At 73.9% G+C, this 23,508-nt stretch carries 19 protein-coding genes; all 19 read left to right on the top strand.

What is annotated here, in order from left to right; all coding sequences use genetic code 11:
* The first annotated feature begins 323 nt into the window (after window positions 1–323).
* The 19 genes from KBX37_RS16700 (at window position 324) to KBX37_RS16610 (ending at window position 23,504) form a co-directional block, all read left to right on the top strand.
* Entirely contained in the window at window positions 324–947 is a 624-nt protein-coding gene (locus tag KBX37_RS16700) for a hypothetical protein (protein WP_210776868.1), read from the top strand.
* A 147-nt stretch (window positions 948–1,094) separates the two neighbouring features.
* Window positions 1,095–1,556, top strand: a complete 462-nt coding sequence (locus KBX37_RS16695) for a DUF948 domain-containing protein (RefSeq protein ID WP_179804301.1) — start codon at window positions 1,095–1,097, stop codon at window positions 1,554–1,556.
* 32 nt (window positions 1,557–1,588) lie between these two features.
* Window positions 1,589–1,894, top strand: a complete 306-nt coding sequence (locus KBX37_RS16690) for a hypothetical protein (protein WP_154938113.1) — start codon at window positions 1,589–1,591, stop codon at window positions 1,892–1,894.
* The gene (gene alaS / locus KBX37_RS16685; protein WP_210776864.1) at window positions 1,891–4,569 is read left to right on the top strand and encodes an alanine--tRNA ligase; all 2,679 of its coding nucleotides are present in this window, start codon (window positions 1,891–1,893) and stop codon (window positions 4,567–4,569) included. The genes KBX37_RS16690 and alaS overlap by 4 nt, the downstream gene beginning before the upstream one ends.
* Before the next feature lie 72 nt (window positions 4,570–4,641).
* Entirely contained in the window at window positions 4,642–5,103 is a 462-nt protein-coding gene (ruvX, locus tag KBX37_RS16680; RefSeq protein ID WP_210776863.1) for a Holliday junction resolvase RuvX, read from the top strand.
* Window positions 5,100–6,302: an endolytic transglycosylase MltG gene (gene mltG, locus KBX37_RS16675; protein WP_210776862.1), complete on the top strand. Its 1,203-nt coding sequence runs from the start codon at window positions 5,100–5,102 to the stop codon at window positions 6,300–6,302. The genes ruvX and mltG overlap by 4 nt, the downstream gene beginning before the upstream one ends.
* 48 nt (window positions 6,303–6,350) lie before the next feature.
* Window positions 6,351–7,178 (top strand): shikimate dehydrogenase, encoded by an 828-nt coding sequence (locus KBX37_RS16670; protein ID WP_307849091.1) that lies wholly within the window; start codon window positions 6,351–6,353, stop codon window positions 7,176–7,178.
* Between the two features lie 102 nt (window positions 7,179–7,280).
* Window positions 7,281–8,792 (top strand): glycoside hydrolase family 16 protein, encoded by a 1,512-nt coding sequence (locus KBX37_RS16665; RefSeq protein ID WP_210776861.1) that lies wholly within the window; start codon window positions 7,281–7,283, stop codon window positions 8,790–8,792.
* Window positions 8,793–8,913: 121 nt separating this feature from the next.
* Entirely contained in the window at window positions 8,914–10,155 is a 1,242-nt protein-coding gene (locus KBX37_RS16660; protein ID WP_210776860.1) for a hypothetical protein, read from the top strand.
* Between the two features lie 301 nt (window positions 10,156–10,456).
* Window positions 10,457–11,296 (top strand): phosphatase PAP2 family protein, encoded by an 840-nt coding sequence (locus tag KBX37_RS16655; RefSeq protein ID WP_210776859.1) that lies wholly within the window; start codon window positions 10,457–10,459, stop codon window positions 11,294–11,296.
* 82 nt (window positions 11,297–11,378) lie between these two features.
* A complete protein-coding gene (locus KBX37_RS35620; RefSeq protein ID WP_210776858.1) occupies window positions 11,379–12,320 on the top strand; it encodes a glycosyltransferase in 942 nt (313 codons plus the stop codon).
* 217 nt (window positions 12,321–12,537) lie between these two features.
* A complete protein-coding gene (locus KBX37_RS16645) occupies window positions 12,538–14,463 on the top strand; it encodes a delta-60 repeat domain-containing protein (RefSeq protein WP_374103764.1) in 1,926 nt (641 codons plus the stop codon).
* Window positions 14,464–14,652: 189 nt separating this feature from the next.
* Window positions 14,653–16,287, top strand: coding sequence for a Wzz/FepE/Etk N-terminal domain-containing protein (locus KBX37_RS16640; protein ID WP_210776856.1), 1,635 nt, complete (start codon window positions 14,653–14,655; stop codon window positions 16,285–16,287).
* Window positions 16,280–17,221 (top strand): glycosyltransferase, encoded by a 942-nt coding sequence (locus KBX37_RS35455; RefSeq protein ID WP_210776855.1) that lies wholly within the window; start codon window positions 16,280–16,282, stop codon window positions 17,219–17,221. Before KBX37_RS16640 ends, KBX37_RS35455 begins: the two co-directional genes overlap by 8 nt.
* Window positions 17,214–19,127 (top strand): O-antigen ligase family protein, encoded by a 1,914-nt coding sequence (locus tag KBX37_RS34515; RefSeq protein ID WP_210776854.1) that lies wholly within the window; start codon window positions 17,214–17,216, stop codon window positions 19,125–19,127. The genes KBX37_RS35455 and KBX37_RS34515 overlap by 8 nt, the downstream gene beginning before the upstream one ends.
* Window positions 19,124–20,680 carry a lipopolysaccharide biosynthesis protein gene (locus tag KBX37_RS16625; protein ID WP_210776853.1) on the top strand — a complete coding sequence of 519 codons (1,557 nt, stop codon included), beginning with the start codon at window positions 19,124–19,126 and terminating at the stop codon, window positions 20,678–20,680. The genes KBX37_RS34515 and KBX37_RS16625 overlap by 4 nt, the downstream gene beginning before the upstream one ends.
* Window positions 20,681–20,690: 10 nt before the next feature.
* On the top strand, window positions 20,691–21,581 hold the full coding sequence (locus KBX37_RS16620) for a sulfotransferase domain-containing protein (protein WP_210776866.1): 891 nt from the start codon (window positions 20,691–20,693) through the stop codon (window positions 21,579–21,581).
* Window positions 21,582–21,784: 203 nt separating this feature from the next.
* A complete protein-coding gene (aroC, locus tag KBX37_RS16615; RefSeq protein WP_088962740.1) occupies window positions 21,785–22,963 on the top strand; it encodes a chorismate synthase in 1,179 nt (392 codons plus the stop codon).
* Between the two features lie 34 nt (window positions 22,964–22,997).
* Window positions 22,998–23,504: a shikimate kinase gene (locus tag KBX37_RS16610; protein WP_210776852.1), complete on the top strand. Its 507-nt coding sequence runs from the start codon at window positions 22,998–23,000 to the stop codon at window positions 23,502–23,504.
* Window positions 23,505–23,508: the final 4 nt, after the last annotated feature.

The following is a 23,508-nucleotide window of genomic DNA, read 5'->3' as shown; positions in this document are numbered from 1 at the left end:
GCGGTCCCCAGTCCGAGGCCGGGCCGCGTGCCGGGGCCCCGGGCCAGCCGGCGGTGGCCCGCGCGGCCGCCCCGGGCCTGCGCCCCGACGAGCACCCCGACCGGGCCACCGGTCCGCAGCGGCAGCCCGCTCGGCCGGACCCCGGTGGCACCGGGTCCGCCGCGCCGCGCCCGGGCGAGCCGGTGGGCGTCGCCCGCGCGGCGGTGGTGGTGCCGCCGGCCGGGCCGCGACCGGCCACCGAGCCGGCCGGCGGTCCGGGCCGGCCCGACGAGGAGGAGCCCGCCGGCGGGCTGCAGGGCGCCCGCTCCGAGCTGCGCCGGCAGATGCGCGAGCGGCGCCGGCTCCGGCTGGGCATCCTGGTGCTGGTCAGCGTGGTGCTGCTCGGCGCGATCCCGCTCTACTTCGGCATCCGTACGCTCAGCCGCGACCCGGTCTTCGACACCCTCGACGAGCTGGACGTGCCCGGCTGGGCGTCGGCGCAGACGGTCGACAACGTCAGCGGCAGCCGCTGGTGCCTGCAGGACTGCCGGCTGCGGGAACGCACCGTGGAGTCGGAGCGCGCGCCGGAGGAGACCGCCGGAGTGTACGAGGCGGCGCTGCGCCGGGACGGCTGGGAGCCCTGGCAGGTCAGCCGCTGCCCGGAGCAGAAGGAGAAGGGCCGGTACACCTGCTGGCGCCGCGACGAGCTCACCCTCGACCTGTGGGTACGCGAACCGACCTGCGCGGCGCCGCCGGCCGCCGGGCCGTCGGCGGTCCCGCCGTCCACCGAGGCGTCGCCCGCTGCGGGGACGTGTGCCGGGTCGTTGGTGTCGGTGAAGGTCCGCAACGCGATCGACGACGAACGGACCCGGCCGCAGCCGAGCACGGACCCGTCGCTGACCGGTGAGGATCCCTTCCCGACGTTCACGGAGGATCCGCTCGAGGAACTGACACGCTCACCGTCCTGAGCCGGTTTTCATCACGGACGGTAGGGTCTGGGGCTGGCGTGCCCGCCCGCTCCCGCCGGCCCCTCGTGGGCGCGGAGCGACGGCGGGCCCGGAGACGGTCGCGCGTTCCGGACGTTCGTTCCGGAACTCTGCTTGAGGAGGACATGCGTGGATGGTGGACAGATCGCTGCGCTGATCGCGGCCGGCGCGTTCCTGATGCTGGTGCTCGTGCTGGCGGTGCCGATCCTGCGCCTGCGGCACACCGTGGACGCCACGACCCGGATGATCAACGACATCAACGAGCAGACCACCCCGCTGCTGGGGGACGTGAACACCACGGTGAAGAACGTCAACACCGCCCTCGAGCAGGTGCAGACCTCGCTGGACGGGGTGAACCTCCAGCTCGCCAAGGTCGACACCATGACCAGCCACGCGCAGAACGTCACCGCCAACGTGGCGAACCTGGCGACCGTCGTCTCCGCCGCCGCGGCCAACCCGCTGGTCAAGGTGGCCGCCTTCGGGTACGGCGTACGCCGGGCCGCCTCGGCCCGCCGGCACGCCGAGACCGAGCGTGAGGTGCGCGACACCATCAAGCAGCAGCGCCGTGCCGCGCGGCGCGGCAACCGCTGAGCCGGTCGGCGACGAGCCGGAGGGATGAGAGCATGAGGCGACTGTTCTGGCTGGGCATCGGCCTGGCCGTGGGCGTGGTGGTGGTCCGCAAGGCGACCCGCACCGCGCAGGCGTACACCCCGGCCGGAATCGCGAGCGGGCTGTCCGAATCCGCTGGCAGCCTGGTCGAGTCGCTGCGTAGCTTCGTGGAGGACGTACGGGTCGGGATGGCCGAGCGCGAGCAGGAGATCCACGAGGCGTTCGCCCGGGGCGAGGCGTTCGACGACCAGTTCGCCGAGCTGCGGGAGGACCCGCGCATCGGCGACCGAGAAATCTTTCCGGAGGAACACCAGCGATGAAGACGGCGGAGATCAAGCGGCGGTACCTCGCCCACTTCGAGGCGAACGGCCACACCGTGGTGCCGTCCGCTCCGCTGCCCGCCATCAGCGACCCGAACCTGCTGTTCGTCAACGCCGGCATGGTGCAGTTCGTCCCCTACTTCCTCGGGCAGCAGACCCCGGCGTACCGGCGGGCGGTCAGCGTGCAGAAGTGCATCCGCACCCCGGACATCGACGAGGTCGGCAAGACCAGCCGGCACGGCACGTTCTTCCAGATGAACGGCAACTTCTCCTTCGGTGACTACTTCAAGGACGGGGCGATCCCGCTCGCCTGGGAGCTGGTCACCAAGCCGATCGCCGAGGGCGGCTACGGGCTGGACCCGGAGCGGATCTGGCCGACGGTCTACCTCGACGACGACGAGGCGTTCCAGATCTGGCGCTCGGTGGGCGTGCCGGCCGAGCGGATCGTCCGGCGGGGCAAGGCCGACAACTTCTGGTCGATGGGCATTCCCGGCCCGTGCGGCCCCTGCTCGGAGCTGTTCTACGACCGCGGCCCGGAGTACGGCCGCGAGGGCGGCCCGGCGGTCGACGAGGACCGCTACATGGAGTTCTGGAACCTCGTCTTCATGCAGTACGAGCGGGGCCCGGGCACCGGCAAGGAGAACTTCCCGATCCTGGGCGACCTGCCGGCGAAGAACATCGACACCGGCATGGGCCTGGAGCGGATGGCCTCCATCCTCCAGGGCGTCGACAACCTCTACGAGATCGACGAGGTCCGGCCGATCCTCGACCGGGCCGCCGAGCTGACCGGCAAGCGGTACGGCGCCCGGTCCGGGCACGTGGCCAGCGAGTCGCACCCCGACGACGTGCGCCTGCGGGTGGTCGCCGACCACGTGCGGACCGCGCTGATGCTGATCGGCGACGGGGTGACCCCGAGCAACGAGGGTCGCGGCTACGTGCTGCGCCGCATCATGCGTCGGGCGATCCGGGCGGTGCGTCTGCTGGGCTACCAGGACCGGGCGCTGCCCGAGCTGCTGCCGGTGGCCCGGGACTGCATGGCCCCGTCGTACCCGGAGCTGGCGGAGGAGTTCGACCGGATCTCCCAGTACGCGTACGCCGAGGAGGACGCCTTCCTGGCCACGCTGCGCGCCGGCACCACGATCCTGGACACCGCCATCGCCGAGACGAAGTCGGCCGGCAAGCCGGCCCTCTCCGGCGACAAGGCGTTCCAGCTGCACGACACCTACGGGTTCCCGATCGACCTGACCCTGGAGATCGCCGGCGAGCAGGGCCTGCAGGTGGACGCCGAGGGCTTCCGCCGGCTGATGGCCGACCAGCGCAACCGGGCCAAGGCCGACGCGCAGGCCCGCAAGACCGGGCACACCGACGTGTCGGCGTACCGGTCGGTGCTGGACGCGGGCGGGGCGGTCGAGTTCACCGGCTACACCGAGCTGAACCGGGAGTCCCGGGTCCGCGCGGTGCTCGCCGACGGTGCCCAGGTGGGCGCGGCGGTCGAGGGCGACACCATCGAGCTGGTACTGGACACCACCCCGTTCTACGCCGAGGGCGGTGGCCAGCAGCCGGACCAGGGCCTGATCACCGTGGGTGGCGGCCAGGTCGAGGTCTTCGACGTGCAGCAGCCGGTGCCGGGGCTGATCGTGCACCGGGCCAGGGTGCTGCGCGGCGAGGTGCGCGCCGGGGAGACCGGGTATGCGGAGATCGACGTGAGCCGGCGGCGGGCGATCTCCCGCTCGCACACCGCGACCCACCTGGTGCACCAGACGATGCGCAACTTCCTCGGCGAGTCGGCGACCCAGGCGGGTTCGCTGAACGCGCCGGGCCGGCTGCGGTTCGACTTCAACACCCCGACCGGGGTGACGCCGAGCGTGCTGCACGACGTGGAGCAGCAGGTCAACGAGGTGCTCCAGGCGGACCTGGAGGTGCACGCCTTCATCACCACGCAGGAGGAGGCGCGCCGGATCGGCGCGATGGCGCTCTTCGGCGAGAAGTACGGCGAGCGGGTCCGGGTCGTCGAGGTCGGCGACTACGCCCGGGAGCTGTGCGGCGGCACCCACGTGGCCCGCTCGGCGCAGCTCGGCCTCGTCAAGATCCTCTCCGAGGCGTCGGTGGGCTCGGGCGTGCGCCGGATCGAGGCGCTGGTCGGCATGGACGCGTTCGGCTTCCTGGCCCGCGAGCACCTGCTGGTCTCCCGGCTGGCGGAGCTGTTCCGGGTGCCCGGCGACCAGGTGGCCGACCGGGTCGAGCAGACCGTGACGCAGTTGCGCGACGCGGAGAAGGAGCTGGAGAAGCTCCGGGCCCAGCTGGTGCTGGGCGGCGCCGCGGCGCTCGCCGGGCAGGCGAAGGACGTCCGGGGCGTGGCGTACGTCGGCACCGAGGCGCCGGAGGGCGCGGCCGGCAACGACGTGCGGACCCTGGCCCAGGAGATCCGCGGCAAGATCGACCCGGCCCGGCCGGCGGTGGTGGCCGTGGCGGCCCGTGCCAGCGGCAAGGCGTCCCTGGTGGTGGCCGTGAACGCGGCGGCCCGGGGTCGCGGGCTGGCGGCCAACGACCTGGTCAAGGCGGCGTTGTCCGGCCGCGGCGGGGGCAGCCCGGACGTCGCCCAGGGGGGCGGCCTGCCGGCGGCGGAAGCGCCGAACCTGTTGCTCACGGTCGAGAAGGCGATCGCCGAGGCGTGATCACGCACCATGGAACCCAGGGCGGACCGACCCGGTCCGCCCTGGCCCGTTCCGCCGGGGAAGTGGTCCGCCGTGGGTGAGTTGACCCGGGGCGTCCGGCTCGGCGTGGACGTGGGGCAGGTCCGGGTCGGGGTGGCCCGGTCGGACCCGCACGGCATCCTGGCCACCCCGCTGGTCACCCTCGCCCGGGACCTGACGGCGGCGCCCGACGCGGTGCCCAGCGACATGACGCAACTGGCGCAGCTGGTCGCCGAGCACGAGGCGGTGGAGGTGGTGCTCGGCCTTCCGGTCAACCTCGCCGGTAAGCTCGGTCCGGCGGCGCACCACGTGACGGCGTACGCGAACCGTTTGGCCGATGTAATAGCGCCGGTTCCGGTGACGCTCACCGACGAGAGGATGTCGACCGTCGTCGCGTCTCGTAGGCTGGCGGAGCGAGGCGTCCGGGGGAAGCGCCAACGCGCGGTGGTGGACCAGGCCGCCGCGGTCGAGATCCTGCAGAGCTGGCTGGAAGCGCAGCGGAGGCGGACGGAATGATCGACGATCTGGACCTCGGGTTCGACGAGCCTGAGAGGGGTGAGAAGGGCCGGCACCGACGCGGCTTCGTCGAGCGACGCAAGGGCAGGTCCGGCGGCCGGGGGAAGACCATCTTCGCCCTGCTGATGGCACTCGTCCTGTTGGGTGGCATCGGCGGCGCCGCCTTCTACGGCTTCGACCGGGTCCAGAACTACTTCGTCACCCCCGACTATGACGGCGCCGGCACCGGCGAGGCGATGGTCGAGGTGAAGCAGGGCGCGCTGATCGCCGAGATCGGCGACACCCTCGTCGCCGCCGACGTGGTGAAGAGCACCAAGGCCTTCATCGAGGCGGCCGAGGCGAACGCGCTCAGCAAGAACATCCAGCCCGGCCTGTACAAGGTGCGCAAGCAGATGAGCGCGGAGAAGGCGCTCGCCATGCTGCTCGACCGGAAGAACAAGGTCACCAACCAGGTGACCATCCCGGAGGGGCGTACCGCCAAGGACACGTACAAGCTGCTCTCCGACAAGACCAAGATCCCGGTCAAGGAGTTCGAGGTCGCCGCCAAGGACCCGGAGGCGCTCGGCGTGCCGGACTGGTGGTTCGTCCGCAAGGACGGCAAGAAGGTCACCAAGTCGATCGAGGGCTTCCTCTACCCGGACACCTATGAGATCGCGCCGAAGGCGACCGCGGAGGGCCTGCTCAAGGACATGGTCGACAACTTCCTCAGCGTCACCGGTGAGATGAAGTTCGCCGAGCAGGTGCAGCAGAAGCGGGGCGGGATCAGCCCGTACGAGGCGCTGATCGTCGCCTCCATGGCCCAGGCGGAGGCGGGCAACGCCGACGACCTCGGCAAGATCGCCCGGGTCGCGTACAACCGTGCCTACACGGGCAAGTTCCCGTGCAGCTGCCTGGAGTTCGACGTGTCGGTGAACTACTACTGGCAGCTCACCGGCAAGAAGACCAAGGCGTCGAAGGACATGACCACCGCGGAGATCCGCGACCCGAGGAACCCGTACAGCACCCACGCCCACCCCGGCCTGACCCCGACCCCGATCAACAATCCGGGCAAGCAGGCGTTGCAGGGGGCGATGGATCCGCCGGAGGGCAACTGGCTCTTCTTCGTCGCGATCGACAAGGAGGGGCACTCCGCCTTCGCCCCCACCAACGCCGAGCACGAGCGCAACATCGCGAAGGCGAAGCAGAACGGGGTGCTCTGAGTCGCTACGCTGCCCTGGTCCGATCGTGGTCCGCGAAGGGGGAGTGGGGTGACGGTGCACAAGGCTGCGGTGCTCGGCAAGCCCATCGCGCACTCGCTCTCCCCGGTGATCCACAACGCCGGCTACGCCGCCGCCGGGCTCACCGGGTGGTCGTACACCCGGGTGGAGTGCGCGGCCGCGGAGCTGCCGGCCCTGGTCGCCGGCCTCGGCCCGGAGTGGGCCGGGTTGTCGGTGACCATGCCCGGCAAGGAGGCGGCGCTCGCGGTGGCCGACGCCGTCTCGCCGGTCGCCGCCGCCGTCGGCGCCGCCAACACCCTGGTACGCCGGCCCGACGGCTCCTGGTACGCCGACAACACCGACGTCAGCGGCATGGTCGAGGTGCTGACCTCCGCCGGGGTGGCCCCGGGCGGCACAGTGACCGTGCTCGGCGCCGGCGGCACCGCCCGCGCGGCGCTGGCCGCGGCGGCCCGGCTCGGCGCGGCCTCGGTGACCGTGGTGGCCCGCCGGGCGGCGGCGGTCGACGAGCTGCGACCGGTCGCCGGCGCGGTGGGGGTGGCCCTGACCGGCGCCGCCTGGGTGGACGCCGCCGCGCACGCCGGGGCCGACGTGGTCGTCTCCACCGTGCCGAAGGGCGTCGCCGATCCGCTGGCCGGCGAGATCCGCTGGCGGCCCTCGACGGTGCTGTTCGACGCCCTCTACGACCCCTGGCCGACCCCGCTGGCCGCGTCGGCGCTCGCCGCCGGTGCCCGGGTGGTCTCCGGGCTGGACCTGCTGCTGGCCCAGGCGGTCGGCCAGTTCGAGCAGTTCACCGGCGTACCCGCCCCCCGGGCGGCGATGGCCCGGGCGCTGGCCGCGCACCGGACCGGGCTTTCTTAGCTGCCGGTTAATTCGGCGGGGCAACCGGATGTCCGACGGACGACGAGCGTCAGGCGTCGATACGCTGCTGCCGGTAATCGTCGCCCACACGGGGAGTGTCCCTTGAGCCGGCACGGACTCCACCGCGCGGCATCCCGCCTCGGCGCGCGCCGCAAGGCCGTCGTCCTGGGTGTCCTCGGCGCCGGCATGGTCGCCGGCGTGGTGGCCACGATGATGCCGCTGGTGGCGGCGGAGGTGCCCCCGCTCGTCGTGGCCGCGGCGGCGGACACCACCGCCACGCAGGTCCCGCAGGACGGGGACAACGGCGTCAAGACCACCCTGGCGAGCTGCCCCCGGCTCTGCGGCGGCAACCGCACCGGCGAGCGGAACGCGCTGGTCGAGTTCGCGGTGCGCGACCTGCCGGCCGACGCGGTCGACGTCCGCGCCACCCTGCGGGTGTACGCCTGGCAGCCGTTCGCCTCCCGGGTGCACGCCCACCGGGCCTTCGGCTCCGCCGCCTTCACCGGTGCCTGGTCGCTGCGGCCGGAGCTCGGGCCGGCGCTGTCCAGCGTCGAGCGGGTCGGCCGGGGCTTCAACGAGTGGGACGTGTCCGGCTCGGTCACCGGCAACGGCCGGTTCGTCTTCGCCCTGACCCAGGAGACCTGGAACACCAGGATCTACTGGGCCTCCCGGGAGAACGCCAAGGTGGCCATCCGGCCGCAGCTGGTGCTGCGCTACGGACGCGGCGGCCGGCCCGCGCCGACCCGGACGACCGCGGCGCCCAGCCCGATCGCGACCACCGCCGCCCCCGCGCCGTCGCCGAGCCGTACCGCGTCGCCCACCCCGAGCCGGACCGCCCCGACCCCGGCGCCGAGCACCACCGCGCCCGCCCCGTCGCCGACCACCCGCCCCGGCGACCAGGTGCCCGGCTGGCGGCTGGTCTGGTCCGACGAGTTCGACGGCGCCATCGTCGACCGGTCGAAGTGGAACCTGCGCGACGACGAGGGACGCGACATCGACCGGGGCTGCAACGTGGACGACCCGGACAACACCTTCGTCGCCGGCGGCGTGCTGACCCTGCGCGCCCAGCGGGAGACCGCGGTGTGCAGCTCGCAGACCCGCGAGTACACGCAGAGCTACCTGGACACCATCGGCCGGGCGTCGTTCCGGTACGGCCGGTTCGAGGTGCGCGCCCAGTCGCCCAACGGGCCCACCGACTCGAAGGGCCTGTGGCCGGCGTTCTGGCTGCGCCCGGACGACGGCGGCCGGGGCGAGATCGACGTGGTGGAGCTGCCCGGCGGCGGGGCGTTCCACCAGGCCGCCACCCTGGGCATCTTCTACGACTACACCCCGGTCAAGCAGGACCAGCGGTACCCGTTCCCGACCGGCTACCCGGGTGACGGCTTCCACACGTACACCACCGAGTGGGAGCCGGACGCGATCCGCTGGTACGTCGACGGCCGGCTGGTCTGGCAGCGCGACCGGGCCACCACGCCCTGGTTCGACGAGGTCTTCCACAAGCCGTACAACCTGCGGTTGAACTTCCAGGTGGGCGGCTGGCTGGGCGACCCGGACGCGGCGACCCGCTTCCCGGCCGACTTCCGGGTCGACCACGTCCGCGTCTGGCAGCGCTGACCGCGGCCACCGGCACCACGCCGCCCGGCGGGCTCGCAGCCCGTCGGGCGGTTCCTTGCCCCCGGGACCTATCGTGTCCGCCAGCGCGGACCGGTGCAGGTCCGGGCGGACGGGAGACGGCATGGCGGCGCACCGGGCGGACGATCCCCGCGAACGCTCCGACGGCATCGGCTGGGTGAGCCGGGCGATCTTCGGTGACCCCCGGTTGTGGCTGGACGTCTCCGCCGCCCCGCCCCCGCCCGGGCACCGCGTCGCCGCCCGCTACGCGGTGGTGCCGTCGGTGGCGCGGGCGAAGTTCCTGCTGCCGCTGGCCTCCCGGCGGGTCGGGACCGCGTCGACGCTGGCGTACAACGCGCTGCGGCCGCGCCGGGTACGGGCCAACCGGCTCGCCGTCGGCGTGCTGGCCGGGCTCGGCGCCACCGGGCTGGCCCGGATGCCGGTGCTGACGGTCGCCGTGCCGGCCGGGGTCGAGGAGACCGAGCTGCTGCTGGCCGCGCACCTGGGCCGGCTGGCCGGCCGCCGGCTGCACGCGGCGATCGGCATCCGGCCGCCCGACCCGCACCACAAGCCGACCCTGCAACTCTTCGACGACCGGGGCGCAGCCCGCGGGTACGCGAAGATCGGCTGGAACGACGCGACCCGGGCGATGGTGGCGGCGGAGGCGGTCGCGCTGCGCGAGCTGCCCCGCGACGGCGGCGACTTCCCGGACGTGCCCCGGGTGCTGCGCGAGCTGCGCTGGGGCGACCTGGCGGTGACCCTGGTCGAGCCGATGCCCGCCCGGGTCCGCCGGCTGTCGCACCCGGAGCGTCCCGAGGTGGCCGCGATGCTGGCGGTGGCCCGCCGGGGTGGCCCGGCGGCCGCGCCCCGCCCGCTGCGCGGTTCGCCGTTCCTGGCCGACCTCGGCGCGCGCGCCGAACGGGCCGGCGGTCCGGTCGTCGACGCGGTCGGCGCACTCGTCGCCCGCGACGGCGACACCACACTGGAGTTCGGCCACTGGCACGGCGACTGGGTGCCCTGGAACCTCGGCCGGCACGGCGGCCGGTTGGTCGCCTGGGACTGGGAGAACAGCGGCGCGCACCGCCCGGTCGGGTTCGACCTGGCCCACCAGGGGTTCCAGAGCGCGCTGTCGCTGGGCGGCCGGCCGGTGCCGGAGGCCGCCGCCGAGATGGTCGCGGTGCTCCAGCGGCACGGCGAGGCGTTCGGGCTGGACGCGACCCGCCGCCGGCTCGTCGCCGACGCGTACCTCGTCGAGCTGTGGCTGCGCACGGCGGAGCTGGCCGCCGGGGGCGGCGGCTGGAGCGACCGGCTGCACCCCGCGCTGCTGCACGTCCTCGCCGAGCGGCTGTCCGACGGGACCGGCTGATCGGGCGCGCGACTGTCGGGGAGGCGACCGGCGAATCCGGGAAAAAGCCGCGTGAGGGATCTGCTCACTACCGCTCATCCGAATCGGTCCACTAGGGTGTCACCACTCGATCACCACCTGCCGGCGACGGCGTGGTCGATCCTGCCCGGCGTGGGGCGCCGCCGGGCTCCGTGTGGGGCGGCCGGCGGTGGGCCGGCGTGGCAGGGGGACGGATGGCAACGGCACGTGACGTCGGGCGCGGGGCCGCCCGGCCGACGGTGTTCGGCGGGTCGAGCGGCCGACGGAACGGCGGCGACCGACGATGACGCTCATCTACGCGCTGGGGCTGTTGGCGGTGCTGGTGCCCGCGGTGCTCACGCCGGTGGCGGCGACCCGCTGGGCGCCGGTGGTCCGCGACGGTCGGGCGGCGCACCGGCTGCGGGTGGCGGTGGCCGGGCTGACCGCCGCGTTCGGCCGGAGCGGGGCCGCGCTGGTCGTGCTGCTCGCCGGCTGCGCCGCGGTGGTGGCGATCTGCTGGCCGTTGGGGGAGGCGCTGGCCCGCCTGGAACCGCACGTCGACCATCCGGTCTTCGACTACGTGCGCGCCCGACGGGTCGACACCTGGGCGGAGTTGAACTCCTTCTACACCGCGCTCGGTGACCGCTATCCGCTGAAGTGGGTCACCGGCGTGGCAACGCTGGTCTTCGTCGTCCTGTGGCGGCGCCGCCGGTGGTGGGTTCCGCTGGTCGTGCTGCCCCTGCAGTTCATCGTCGAGCAGTACGTCCAGGCCATTCTGGCGACGATGGTCGACCGGGGCCACCCCCCGACCGACCTGGGAACCTACCCGTCGGGCGGGTGCGCGCGGATCATGATGACCTTCGGCACCATCGCCGTGCTGGCGATGTTGACCTGGCGCCTGCCGCGCGGCGTCCGGGTGGCCCTGGTGACCCTGGTGGTGACGCTGGTCAGCCTTGAGGGCTACACGCGGATCTACGCCGAGAAGCACTGGCTGACCGACGTGCTCGGCGGCTGGATCTTTGCCGCCCTGCTGTTCGCGGTGACGGCGCTGGCGGTGCTCGTCGCCGAGGGTCGGGTCCGGCCGCCGGCACCGTCCGGCGTGACCACGCCGGCGATCCCCGACCGCGTCACGACCGCCACCTGAGCACGAGCCCCGACGCCGCATCCGTTCCGCGGCGGCCGGGACGCCCGATCCACCACTCCTCACCACGGAAGCTGGCACCGACGTGACCACCCTTCTCGTCGCCTCCACCGGTGGACACCTCGCCGAGCTGCACGACCTGGCCCCCCGGCTCGGTGTGCAGGACGACTGCGTCTGGGCCACCTTCGACTCGCCGCAGAGCCGGTCGCTGCTCGACGGCCAGGAGGTCATCCACGTCCCGCCGGCCACCACCCGGGACGCGGTGGGCGCGCTGCGCGACCTGCTCGCGGCCCGCCGGGTGCTCGGCGGCGGACGGTTCCGGCAGGTGATCAGCACCGGCGCCAGCGTCGCCATGTCGTTCTTCCTGCCCGCCGTCCGCCAGGGCCTGGCCTGCCACTACATCGAGAGCGCCACCCGCACCGAGGGGCCCTCGCTCACCGGACGGCTGGTCGCCCGGGTGCCCCGCACCCGGCTCTACACCCAGTACCCGGGCTGGGCCGCCGGCCGGTGGACCTACGGCGGCTCCATCTTCGACGGATACCTCGCCACCCGGCGGGCGAAGCCTCGGCCGGTGTCGCGGATCGTGGTCGCCCTCGGCACCCACGACCGGTTCGGGTTCCCCCGGTTGCTGCGTCGCCTGGTCGACGTCCTCCCGCCGGAGGCGGAGGTCCTCTGGCAGGTCGGCTCGACGGTCGTCCCGGGGATGCCCACCGGCGCCCGCCGCCAGGTGCCGTACGCCGAGATGCAGCAGGCCATGCGGGAGGCGGATGTCGTCGTCACGCACGCCGGGGTCGGCTCGGCGCTGGCCGCGATGCGCGCCGGGCATCGTGCCGTCTACGTGCCCCGCCGCCGCCGGCACGGCGAGCACGTCGACGACCACCAGGTCGCGATGGCCCGCGAACTGGACCGCCGGGGGTTGGTGCTGGCCCGGGAGGCCGACGAGATCACCGTCGACGACCTGGCCGAGGCGGCATCGTGGACGGTCGGCGCGAGCGGCGCGCCGGCACCGTTCCGGTGGACGACGTGACGCCCGGCCCGGTTGGCGCGTCCACCGGTCGAGGCGCGATCCTCGTCCACCGTGGGCGGTGCCGCCGCGACCCGGACGACGGGACCGGACCGAGCCGCCGTCGGAGCGGACCGGTCGGTTGATGGTGCGACAAATCGGAACGCAGCAAGCTACGCAGGATCTCACTTCATCATTGGGGGCGCCCGTGCTTCTCAGAACGTCGTCTCGATCGCGCCGGGTGCCGGCGCTGCGGCGGTGGCTCGCCGCGCTCGCCGCGCCGGTGCTGGCCGTCGGCCTGCTGGCGGCGCCCGCCCGGGCGGACGGCCTGCCGCCGGTGCCCATGACCCTCACCTCGGCGAACCCGGCCGACAACATCCCGCACGCGCAGAACGGCGACGTGAAGGCCTTCGCCGAGATCGGCACCACCGTCTACGTCGGTGGCTCGTTCACCTCGATCAAGGCGGCCGGCGACGCGAGCTGGACGGCCCGCAGCTACCTGTTCGCGTACGACCGGGTGAGCGGGGCGCTGAAGGCGGGCTTCGCGCCGGTGCTGAACGGCGCGGTGCACGCGCTGGCGGCCAGCCCGGACGGCAAGCTGATCGTCGGCGGCGCGTTCGGCACGGTCAACGGCGTGGCCCGCAAGAACCTGGTCGAGCTGGACCCGACCACCGGCGCCACCGTCGCCTCCTGGGTCGGCCGCAGCGACGGCGGGCTCGTCCGGCGCACCGTCGTGCTGGGCAACAAGCTCTACATCGCCGGGGCCTTCCACTGGGTCAACGGCACCCAGCACTCGCTGCTGGCCCGGCTGGACGCCACCACCGGCGCCATCGACCCGACCTTCCAGATCGACGCCAGCGTCGCCCGCAGCAGCGCCGAGCTGGTCTGGGGCCTCGCCGTCGCGCCGGACGGGAAGACGCTGGTCGCGGTGGGCAACTTCACCCAGGTCAACGGTCAGGCGCGCAACCAGGTGGTGGTCGTCGAGAACCTGACCGGCACGCCGGCCGTCGCCAACTGGAGCACCCAGCGGTACGTGGCGCAGTGCGGCGCGGGCTTCCCGTTCTACGCCCGCGACGTCGACTTCTCCGACGACGGCAGCTACTTCGTGATCGCCGCGGACGGCGGCCGGGCCACCGGGGCGTACTGCGACACGATCGCCCGGTTCGAGACCGCCACCCGGGGCGCGGCCATCGACGGCACCTGGGTGGACGACACCGGCCACGACTCGGTGACCTCGATCGAGGCGGCCGACAACGTGGTCTACGTCGGCGGTCACTTCCGCTGGCTGAACAACGCCAACGGCAACGACTCCGCGGGCGCCGGCGCGATCAACCGGTACGGCCTGGGCGCGCTCGACCCGATCAACGGCATGCCGCTGGTGTGGAACCCGACCCGCTCGGGCGCGCCGGCCGGCACCACCGACTGGGGCCCGATCCTGTGGGAGCTGTGGCGCGGCAGCAACGGCCTGCTCGCCGGCTTCGACAACGACGGCCTCGGCAACGAGTACCACGGCCGGATGGGGCTGTTCCCGCTCGCCGGTGGCCGGACGGTCCCGGCGGTCAACGCGCCGTCGGCCGCCTCGGGCTACCTCTACGTCGGCACCGCCAACGGCCAGGCCACCAAGGTGCCGTTCGACGGCACCACGCTGGGCGCCCCGGTGGCCACCAGCCAGCCGAACCTCACCGCGGCGGGCGCGGCGTTCTCCGTCGGCAACAAGCTCTACTGGTCCAAGACCGACGCGACCGCGCCGAACGGCAGCTACCTGGACGTGTCGATCTTCTCGGGCGGCTCGGTGGGCGCGCCCTGGGTCAGCAGCGGCTACAACAACTGGTTCAAGGCCGCCACCATGAGCGGGGCGTTCTACCTCGACGGCCGGATGTACTACACGAAGGCCGGCACCAACAACCTGTTCTACCGCTACCTGGAGCCGGACGGCTACATCGTCGGCTGCACCGAGTTCACGCTGCCCAGCCTGAACCTCGCCTGGGGCAACGTCCGGGGCATGGCCTGGGTGAACGGCAAGATCGTGTACGGCAACGCCGACGGCTCGCTGCGGGCCGTCCCGTTCGACGAGACGGCCGTCGACGGCACCGCCTCGGTCCAGCTCGCGCCCGCCTCGGCCGGCGTGAACTGGTCCAGCCGGACGCTGTTCTTCGCCACCTCCTGACCCGATCCGGGTTCCGGGCGGTCCGCCGGTGTCCCCGTGACACCGGCGGACCGCCCGTACCGCAGGGGGCCGGTCGGCTGTCGACCGCGGGTGAACGGTCGGCGACAATGAGACGACCCACCGGGCCCGGCGCGGTCGTCACCCGGCCGGTGCCGGCCACCCTTCCTCATCGCGCAAGGACCTGACCTGATGGACGTGACCGACGTCGCTTCCGCCCGGCAACGCCCGGTCGGCCTCGTCGAGCTGGCCCGCATCCCGCTGCGGCGGTGGCGGATCGTGCTCGCCTCCGCGGCGCTGGTGCTGGCGGCCGTGCTGGCCTACCTGTTCGTGCTGCCGGCCACCTACACCGGGACCACGGCCGTGGTGGTCCGGCCGGTGGTGACCGACCCGTTCTCGGTGCCGTCCGGCGGCGCCGACCGTGCGGTGAACATGACGGCCGAGAGCGGGATCGCCACCAGCAACGACGTCATCGACAAGGTCGCCGGCATCACCGGGCGGGACACCAAGGAGGTGGCCGACGCCCTGGAGGTGGAGACCCCGGTCGGTGGGCAGGTGATGCGCTTCAGCTACGCCGGGCACAGCGAGCGCGAGGCGGTGGACGGCGCGAACGGCGCCGCCGAGTCGTACCTGGAACTGCGCAAGGGCATGTACGAGAACCAGCGCGCCGCGGTGCTCAAGTCGTACGACGACACGATCGACCTGGTCACCGCCCAGCGCACCACGACACAGCGGTCGCTGCCGGCCAACCAGAGCTCCAGCAACCCGTCCCCGCGCACCAGCGCCCTGCTGGACCAGCTGCGGGCGCTCAACGACCAGCTCGCCACCCTCGCCGAGCAGCGGTCCAAGGTGGCCTCCGCCGACCTGAGCCCCGGCTCGGTGACCAGCGCCGCCCGTACCCCGGTGCCCTCCAGCCGGGACGCGGCGCCGCTGCTCCTGGTCGCCGGCCTGCTCGGCGGGCTGCTCCTCGGCGGGCTGGTGGCCTTCGTCCGGGAGTCCCTGGACCGCCGGGTGCGCACCGCCGCCGAGGCCGCCGCGACGATCGGCGCGCCGCTGCTCGGCACGGTGCGGTACCGCCGGGGCGGCCAGCAGGACGAGTCGGACCTGCGCTACCTCGTGCTGGCCCTGGGCCGCTGGGTCGACGGGCCGCAGCGGACCCCGCTGGTGGTGCTCTCCTCGGCGACCGACGAGGGCCGCGAGCAGGTCACCGCCGGGCTCGCCGCGGTGCTGGCCGCCGCCGGCCACGACGTACGCCTCGGTGTCACGCCGGAGAGCCTGGACCGGATCCGTCCGCTGATGCTGGACGCGCAGCGCCGCCACCCGCCGGTGGAGCCGACCCGCTCCCGCCCGCTGCCCCGTCCCCGCCCGGTGCCCGCCACCACCCCGGCGACGACGGCCGCCGGGCCGGAGGACACCGCCGTGATCCCGGCGGTCCGCAAGCCCCGACCGTTCCCCACCGCCGCCGAGGCGAAGAACGGCGCGGTGTACCGCTCCACCACCACGCCGGAGGACAAGACGGAGATCATCCCGACCGCCCGGTCGGCCGCCGACGGCGCGGCGACCGACGGGCAGGAGCTGCGGATCGGCACCGGCAAGGTCCGCCTCGTCGACCTGGACGGCACCTCCTCGGAGGCACTCACCGTGCTGGACGCGCCGCCCGCGCTGCACGACGAGCGCGGGGTCCGGGCCGCCCGGGAGGGCCGGGCGCTGCTGGTCGCGGCCCGGGACCGGACCCGGACGGGTCAGCTGACCCAGCTGGTGGACCGGCTGCGCGCCGTCGGGGTGGAGCCGGTCGGATTCGTGCTGACGGGAGACGGCCGTGACTGACCGCGACCAGCCGGGCGCCGCGCCGGCGTACCCCCCGGTGACCGTGGTGGTGGCCACCCGGGACCGGCCGGGGCTGCTGGAGCGGGCCGTCCGGGCGGTGCTCGACCAGGACTACCCGGGGCCGGTCGAGTGCCTGGTGGTGTACGACCACACCGAGATCCGCCCGCTCGACCTGGCCGTGCCGGCCGGGCGCACCCTGCGGTACGTCACCAACACGCACCGGCGCGGGCTGCCCGGCGGCCGCAATACCGGCGCGGACGAGGCGACCAGCGACCTCATCGCGTTCTGCGATGACGACGACTTCTGGCTGGCGACCAAGCTCGCCCGGCAGGTGGAGCTGCTGGCGGCCCGCCCCGACGCCGCCGCCGCGAGCTGCGGCATCCGGCTGGAGGGCCCGGGCATCGCCAAGGAGCGGCGCTTGGACACCGCCGAGGTCGGCCTGCCCGACTTCGTCGAGGACCGGGTGATGGAGGTGCACTCCAGCACCATCCTGGTCCGGCGGTCCACCTGGGACGCGGTCGGCCCGGTCGACGAGGAGCTGCCGGGCGGCTACGGCGAGGACTACGAGTGGCTGCTGCGGGTGGCCGCGCACGGCCCGGTGGTGATCGTGCCGGAGGTGCTGGTGGTGGTGGACTGGCACGGCGGCTCGTTCTTCTTCGGCCGCTGGGCGATGATCGTCGAGGCCACCCGCTACCTGCTCGCCAAGCACCCGGAGCTGGCCGGCAGCCGCACCGGGTTGGCCCGCCTGCACGGCCAGATCGCCTTCGCGCTCGCCTCCGGGCGGCGGCGCCGGGAGGCGCTGCGCGAGCTGGGCCGGGTGGTCCGGCTCAACCCCCGCGAGAAGCGGGTGCTGGTGACCCTGCCGGTGGTGCTCGGCCTGCTCTCCGGGGAGCGGGTGCTCCGGCTGGCCCAGCGCCGGGGCCGGGGTGTCTGACCGGCGGCCCGGGGCGACCCCGCCGCCGCTGCCCGTCTGGCCGCTGACGGCCATGTTCGCCCTGGTGCCGCTCTGGTGGGCGCTGGGTGCGTTCTACCTCGGCTGGTCGGTCTTCGGAGTGGTGCTGCTCGCCCTGCTGGTCACCCGCGGCCGGGTCGCGCTGCCCCCCGGCAGCGCCGCCTGGCTGGTCTTCCTCACCCTGGTGCTGCTCAGCGCCACCCGGCTCGACCGGGCCACCGCCTACCTCACCTTCGGGCTGCGCTTCGGCTTCCTGGCGACCGCGCTGGTGGTCTGCGTGTACGTCTACACCCTGGTCCGCCAGGGCACCCGCTGGGACCGGGTGCTGCGCCCGCTGGGCTGGTACTGGCTGGGCGTGGTGGCGCTGGGCTGGCTGGCCGTGCTCGCGCCCACCTTCGCCCTGACCACCCCGGTGGAGATGGCGTTGCCGGACGACATCTCGGCGAAGCGGTTCATCCAGGCGCTGACCCACGTACGGGCCAACGAGTTCAACCCGCAGTCGCGCACCCCGATCTACCGCACCGCGGCGCCGTATCCGTACACCAACAACTGGGGTACCGCGTACGCGTTGCTGGTGCCCTGCGTGCTGGCGTACCTGACCTCGGTGCGTACCGGGCGGTTCCGGGTGGCGCTGTGGGTGTCGCTGCCGCTGTCGGTGGTGCCGGCGTTCCTGACGCTCAACCGGGGCATGTTCCTCGGCCTCGGCGCCGGCCTGCTCTACCTGGGCCTGCGCGCCCTGGTCAGGGGCAACGCCCGGCTGATCGTCTCGATCGGCGGGCTGGTCGTGCTGGTCTGGGTGGTCAGCCTGGTCGTGCCGGTGCAGGAGATGATCGACGCCCGGGTCAGCAGCACCGACACCAACGTCGACCGGATGGACCTCTACGTGCGGACCTGGCAGGCGGTGGAACGTTCGCCGCTGCTCGGGTACGGCGCGCCGAAGAGCGTGGACACCACCCTCGCCGAGGAGCCGCTGGGCACCCAGGGCCTCATCTGGCAGCTCCTCTACAGCCACGGCATCCCGGCGCTGGTGGTCTTCCTCGGCTGGCTGGTGCTGGTGGCCCGGCGGCTGGCCGCCGCGGTCTCGCCGGCCGGGCACTGGCTGAGCACCGTCCCGGTGATCGCGCTGGTGGTCATCCCGGTGTACGCCTACATCGACCCGAACCTGTCGGTGATCTTCTTCGCGGTCGGGGCCGGGTTGGCGGCGGTCGGCGGGCCGGTCAACCGGGTGCCGACCGGCCCGTCCACCATGGCCCAACCGGTGCCGCTGGCGCCCTGGCGTACCCGGGGGGTCGGCCGGGCCGCGGTGCCCGCGCCGCCGGTGCCCCCGCCCGCGCCGCCGCCGGCGACCGGGGTGGCCGCCGTCCCGCTGCGCATGCCGGAACCGCTGCCCCAGCCGTCCGCGCCGGTCCCGCCCTCGGCGCCGGCCGTCCCGGTCCCGGCCCCGAGCGCCGCGCCGGTTGTGCCGGCGCCGCGAACCGCGCCGGCCACGCCGCCCGCGCCGGTCCCGGCCCCGAATGCCGCGCCGGTCGTGCCGGCGCCGCGATCCGCGAGCGCCCCGCCTGCGTCGATCGCCCCGCCGTCGACGGCGGCGGAAGCCACGACTGCCGTGCCTGCGCCCCGAGCCGCGACCGCCCTGCCCCCGTCGGCCGCCCCGCCGGCCACGACGGCGGCGGAGGTCACAGCCGCCCTGCCCGCGCCCCGGGCCGCGACCGCACCGCCGCCTGCGCCGGCAACGTCGGCCGGCACCGCCGTGCCCGCGCCCCGGGCCCCTACCACTCCGCCTCCCTCGCCGGCCCCGACGGTCCCGGTGGCCGAGGCGGCCCGGCCGCCGGCGTCCGAGCCGGACCGGCCGGTCGCGGACGCGCCACGCCAGGGAGGGATGGCATGACCGATCCGGGTACGCGGCCGACCGGCGCGGCCGCCACGGCCGTCGCGGACGCCGGTGGGTCGGCCGGTGAGCGGGAGGTACGCCGCAGCACGCGCAGCGGGATGGTCGGGCTGGCCGGGGCGGCGGTCAACGGCCTGCTGGGCTTCGTGCTGACCGTGGTGATCGTCCGTGGGCTGGGGCCGGCCGGGTCCGGCGCGATGTTCACCGCGATCGGCGTGGTGATCATTCTGGGTGCGGTCTGCTGCGCCGGCGCCGACACCGCATTGGTCTGGGCACTGCCGCGACGCAGGGCCGGGGCGGATGGCGACGCGGCCCGGCTGCTGCCGGTGGCATTGCTGCCTGTGCTGCTGCTTACCGGGGTCCTTGCCGTGGTCGGGGAGTTGGCGGTCGACCACCTCGCCCCGGTCTTCTTTGAAGGAGCGGATGGTCCGGCACTGCTGCGCCTTGCCTTCGTGGCGTTGCCGGTCACCGCCGCGATGACAGTGCTGCTTGCGGCCGTCCGCGCCGTGCGGCCGGTGGTCGCGGTGATTGGCATCCAATACGTACTGGTGCCCCTTGCCCGCCCCGTGCTGTTGGTGGCGACGGTGGCGACCGGGGCCGGCGTGGTGGCTGGCTTCGGCGCCTGGCTACTGCCGATCGCCCTGGCCGTGGTGGCCGCCGCAGTCCTGCTGGTACGACCCCTGGGGCTGTCGGCCGGCGTCCGGCTGCGCCCGACCCCCACGGACTGGCGTGCGTTCTGGGGTTTCGCGTTGCCTCGGGCGGCGTCAGCGGCGATCGACGCGAGCAGCATGTGGGTGGGTGTCCTGCTCACTTCGGCGCTGGCCGGCGCGACCGAATCCGGCGTGTTCAGCGCCGTAGGCCGCTACGCCCTCGCCGGGCTGCTCGTCATGCAGGGGCTCCGGGTGGCCGTCGCGCCACAGCTGTCCCGGCTGCTCGGGCAGGGACGCAACGCGGACGCGGCGCTGGTCTACCGACGGGTGACGGTCGTGGTGATCATCCTGTCCTGGCCCGCCTACCTGCTCCTCGCGGTCTTCGCGCCGGGCTTCCTCAGTCTCTTCGGGCAGGAGTTCGCCGCCGGCGCGACCCCACTGGTGGTCCTCGCCGTGGCCATGATGGTGAACTCCGGGGTCGGCATCGTCCAGACGATGCTGTTGATGAGCGGCAACAGCCGCCGACACCTCTACGCCACCCTGGTCGGTCTGGCGCTCACCGTCGGCCTCGGTGTGCTGCTGATTCCCGACCACGGCGCGCTCGGCGCCGCCTGCGCCTGGGGTGCCGGGATCGTCGTGGAGAACCTGCTGGCCGCAGCGGCTGCCCGATCCGTGGTCGGCGAGCCGCTGCTCACCCGGTCCTTGGGCTGGGCGGCGCTCGGCGCCGGCGGCGGTGCGGGGGTGGTCGCGGTGGCGAGCGCACTGCTGGCCGGAAGGGGCGTAGCAGGCCTTGCCCTTGCCTTGGCGATGCTGGCGGTCGCTGCCGCCGCGCTGCTGCTGGATCGGCGAGTCCGTCGTGCGGTCCGTGTCGCCGTGACCATGCTCAAGCCGAGACCGGCGTGACGAGAGGGGAATCATGACGATCCGCGACCGGCTCAAGGGCGTGGTGCCGCACCAGGTCACCCACCAGGTGCGCAACTCACTGGTTCGTTACGGCGAGCGCACCGCCGACCGGCGGCCACTGCCGGACTTCCTGATCGCCGGCACGAAGCGCGGCGGCACCACCTCGCTCTGGCGCTACCTGCTGGAACACCCCTTGGTGCCCCGGCTCTTTCCCGCCTGGAACACCAAGACCTCGCACTACTTCGAGGAGAACTGGGGGCGCGGCGAGGTGTGGTACCGCTCGCACTTCCCCACGGAGCGTCAGCGCGGGGCGCTGGAGCGGCGGCACGGTGGACCCGTCCGGGTCGGCGAGGCGGCGCCGCTGTACATGTTCCACCCGCTCGTTCCGCAGCGGGTGGCCGACCTGCTGCCGGACGTCCGGCTGATCTTCCTGCTGCGTGACCCGGTGGAGCGCGCGTACTCGCACTGGAAGGAGCGGCGCACCGAGGGCAAGGAACCGCTGGACTTCGCCGAGGCGTTGGCGCGCGAGGAGGAGCGGACGGCGGGGGAGCGGGAGCGGCTGATCACCGACCCGACCTATTTCAGCGAGGCGTACGACTGGTACACGTACCGAGCGCGGGGCCGTTACCTGGAGCATCTGGAGCCCTGGCTGGCCCGCTTCGATCCCGCGCAGCTGCTCATCCTGCCCAGCGAGAAGCTGTACACCGAGCCGGCGGCCAGTTACGCCCAGGTGCTCGACTTCCTGGGGCTTCCGCCGCACCAACTGAAGGCGTACGAGGCCCACAATCACCGGCGCAGCAAGGCCATGGACCCAGACGTGCGAGCAGAGCTGAGCGCCTACTTCACACCGCACAACGAAGCCCTGTCGGAGCGCCTACGGATGCGCTTCGACTGGTCCTGAGGAATCACGGAGCCCTCCACCGATCGTGATCACCGTCAACCGGTGGCCCGTGCCGACCAGACCTCCCGTCGAGCGGACAGGACTGTACGGGTTGTCGGCCCTGGGTGCCGGGGAGCGGCCGCCTGCCGGGCACCCGTGTCCGCAGGGCGGGACGCGCCGGGCGGCACGTCGGGGCGGCGACCGACCGTGACAGACTGAGCGCTGTGTTGCGCTGGCTGACTGCAGGTGAATCCCACGGACCCGCCCTCGTCGCGATGCTCGAGGGGGTGCCCGCCGGGATCGAGGTGACCACCCGGGAGATCTCCGACGAGCTGGCCCGGCGCCGGCTCGGCTACGGCCGGGGCGCCCGGATGTCGTTCGAGCGGGACGAGGTCGAGGTCATCGGTGGCCTGCGGCACGGCGTCACCCTGGGCAGCCCGGTCGCCATCCGGGTCGGCAACTCCGAGTGGCCGAAGTGGCAGACCGTGATGGCCGCCGACCCGGTCGACCCCGACGAGCTGGCCCGGCAGGCCCGCAACGCCCCGCTGACCCGCCCCCGGCCCGGCCACGCCGACCTGGCCGGCATGCAGAAGTACGGTCACACCGACGCGCGGCCGATCCTGGAGCGGGCCAGCGCGCGGGAGACCGCCGCCCGGGTGGCCGTCGGCACGGTGGCGAAGGCGCTGGTGAAGCAGGCCCTCGGCATCGAGATCGTCTCGCACGTGGTGGAGCTCGGCCCGGTCGCCGCCAAGCCGGGCCTGCGGCCCCGGCCGGAGGACGCCGAGCGGATCGACGCCGACCCGCTGCGCTGCCTCGACCCGGAGGCGAGCGCCCGGATGGTCGCCGAGGTCGACGCCGCGAAGAAGGCCGCCGACACCCTCGGTGGCGTGGTCGAGGTGCTGGCGTACGGGGTGCCGCCGGGCCTGGGCAGCCACGTGCAGTGGGACCGCAAGCTCGACGCCCGGCTGGCCACCGCGCTGATGTCCATCCAGGCCATCAAGGGCGTGGAGATCGGCGACGGCTGGCAGCAGGCCCGTTCCCGCGGCTCCGAGGCGCACGACGAGATCATGCCCACCGCCACCGGCGTCCGCCGGGTCACCGACCGGGCCGGCGGCCTGGAGGGCGGCATCACCACCGGCGAGCCGTTGCGGGTGAAGGCCGCGATGAAGCCGATCTCCTCGCTGAACCGGGCGCTGGCCACGGTCGACGTGACCACCGGCGAGCCGGCCACCGCCATCAACCAGCGCTCCGACGTCTGCGCCGTGCCGGCCGCCGCCGTGGTCGCCGAGGCGATGGTGGCGCTGGTGCTGGCCGAGGCGGCCACCGAGAAGTTCGGCGGCGACTCGGTGGCGGAGATCCGCCGCAACCTCGCCGGGTACCTCGACGCGCTGGTGATCCGATGACCGGCCGGGCGGCGGCGGGACGGAGCGTGCTCCAGTGACGAAGCCGGTCTGCGTGCTGGTCGGGGCGCCCGGCTCCGGCAAGACCACCGTCGGCGAGGAGTTGGCGGCGCTGCTCGGGGTCGACTTCCGGGACACCGACGCCGACATCGAGCGCCTGGCCGGCAAGCCGATCCCGGAGATCTTCATCGACGAGGGGGAGGCGCACTTCCGTACCCTCGAACGGGCGGCGGTGGCGGCGGCGCTGGCCTCGCACGGCGGGGTGCTCGCCCTCGGCGGCGGCGCGGTCCTCGCCGAGGAGAACCGCGCCGCGCTGGTCGGGCACACCGTGGTGCACCTGTCGGTGGAGCTGCCCGACGCGGTGAAGCGGGTCGGGCTCGGCGCCGGCCGGCCGCTGCTCGCGATCAACCCGCGGGCCACCCTCAAGCACCTGATGGACCAGCGCCGCCCGCTCTACGCCGAGGTGGCGACCGCGACCGTGGTCACCGACGGGCGTACCCCGCCGGAGCTGGCCGCCGAGATCGTCGCCCTGCTCAAGCCCTGACCGG

This window comes from Micromonospora sp. U56 (assembly GCF_018070095.1).
Classification (GTDB): domain Bacteria; phylum Actinomycetota; class Actinomycetes; order Mycobacteriales; family Micromonosporaceae; genus Micromonospora; species Micromonospora purpureochromogenes.
This window is presented reverse-complemented; position numbering and strand designations above follow the sequence as displayed.

What these genes read in the sequence shown, in the direction of transcription:
- KBX37_RS16690 (WP_154938113.1), top strand. Translation starts at nt 1,589, where the DNA reads ATGAGGCGACTGTTCTGGCTGGGCATCGGCCTGGCCGTGGGCGTGGTG.
- KBX37_RS16640 (WP_210776856.1), top strand. Translation starts at nt 14,653, where the DNA reads ATGGACGTGACCGACGTCGCTTCCGCCCGGCAACGCCCGGTCGGCCTC.
- KBX37_RS16700 (WP_210776868.1), top strand. Translation starts at nt 324, where the DNA reads ATGCGCGAGCGGCGCCGGCTCCGGCTGGGCATCCTGGTGCTGGTCAGC.
- mltG (WP_210776862.1), top strand. Translation starts at nt 5,100, where the DNA reads ATGATCGACGATCTGGACCTCGGGTTCGACGAGCCTGAGAGGGGTGAG.
- KBX37_RS16625 (WP_210776853.1), top strand. Translation starts at nt 19,124, where the DNA reads ATGACCGATCCGGGTACGCGGCCGACCGGCGCGGCCGCCACGGCCGTC.
- alaS (WP_210776864.1), top strand. Translation starts at nt 1,891, where the DNA reads ATGAAGACGGCGGAGATCAAGCGGCGGTACCTCGCCCACTTCGAGGCG.
- KBX37_RS16660 (WP_210776860.1), top strand. Translation starts at nt 8,914, where the DNA reads ATGGCGGCGCACCGGGCGGACGATCCCCGCGAACGCTCCGACGGCATC.
- KBX37_RS16655 (WP_210776859.1), top strand. Translation starts at nt 10,457, where the DNA reads ATGACGCTCATCTACGCGCTGGGGCTGTTGGCGGTGCTGGTGCCCGCG.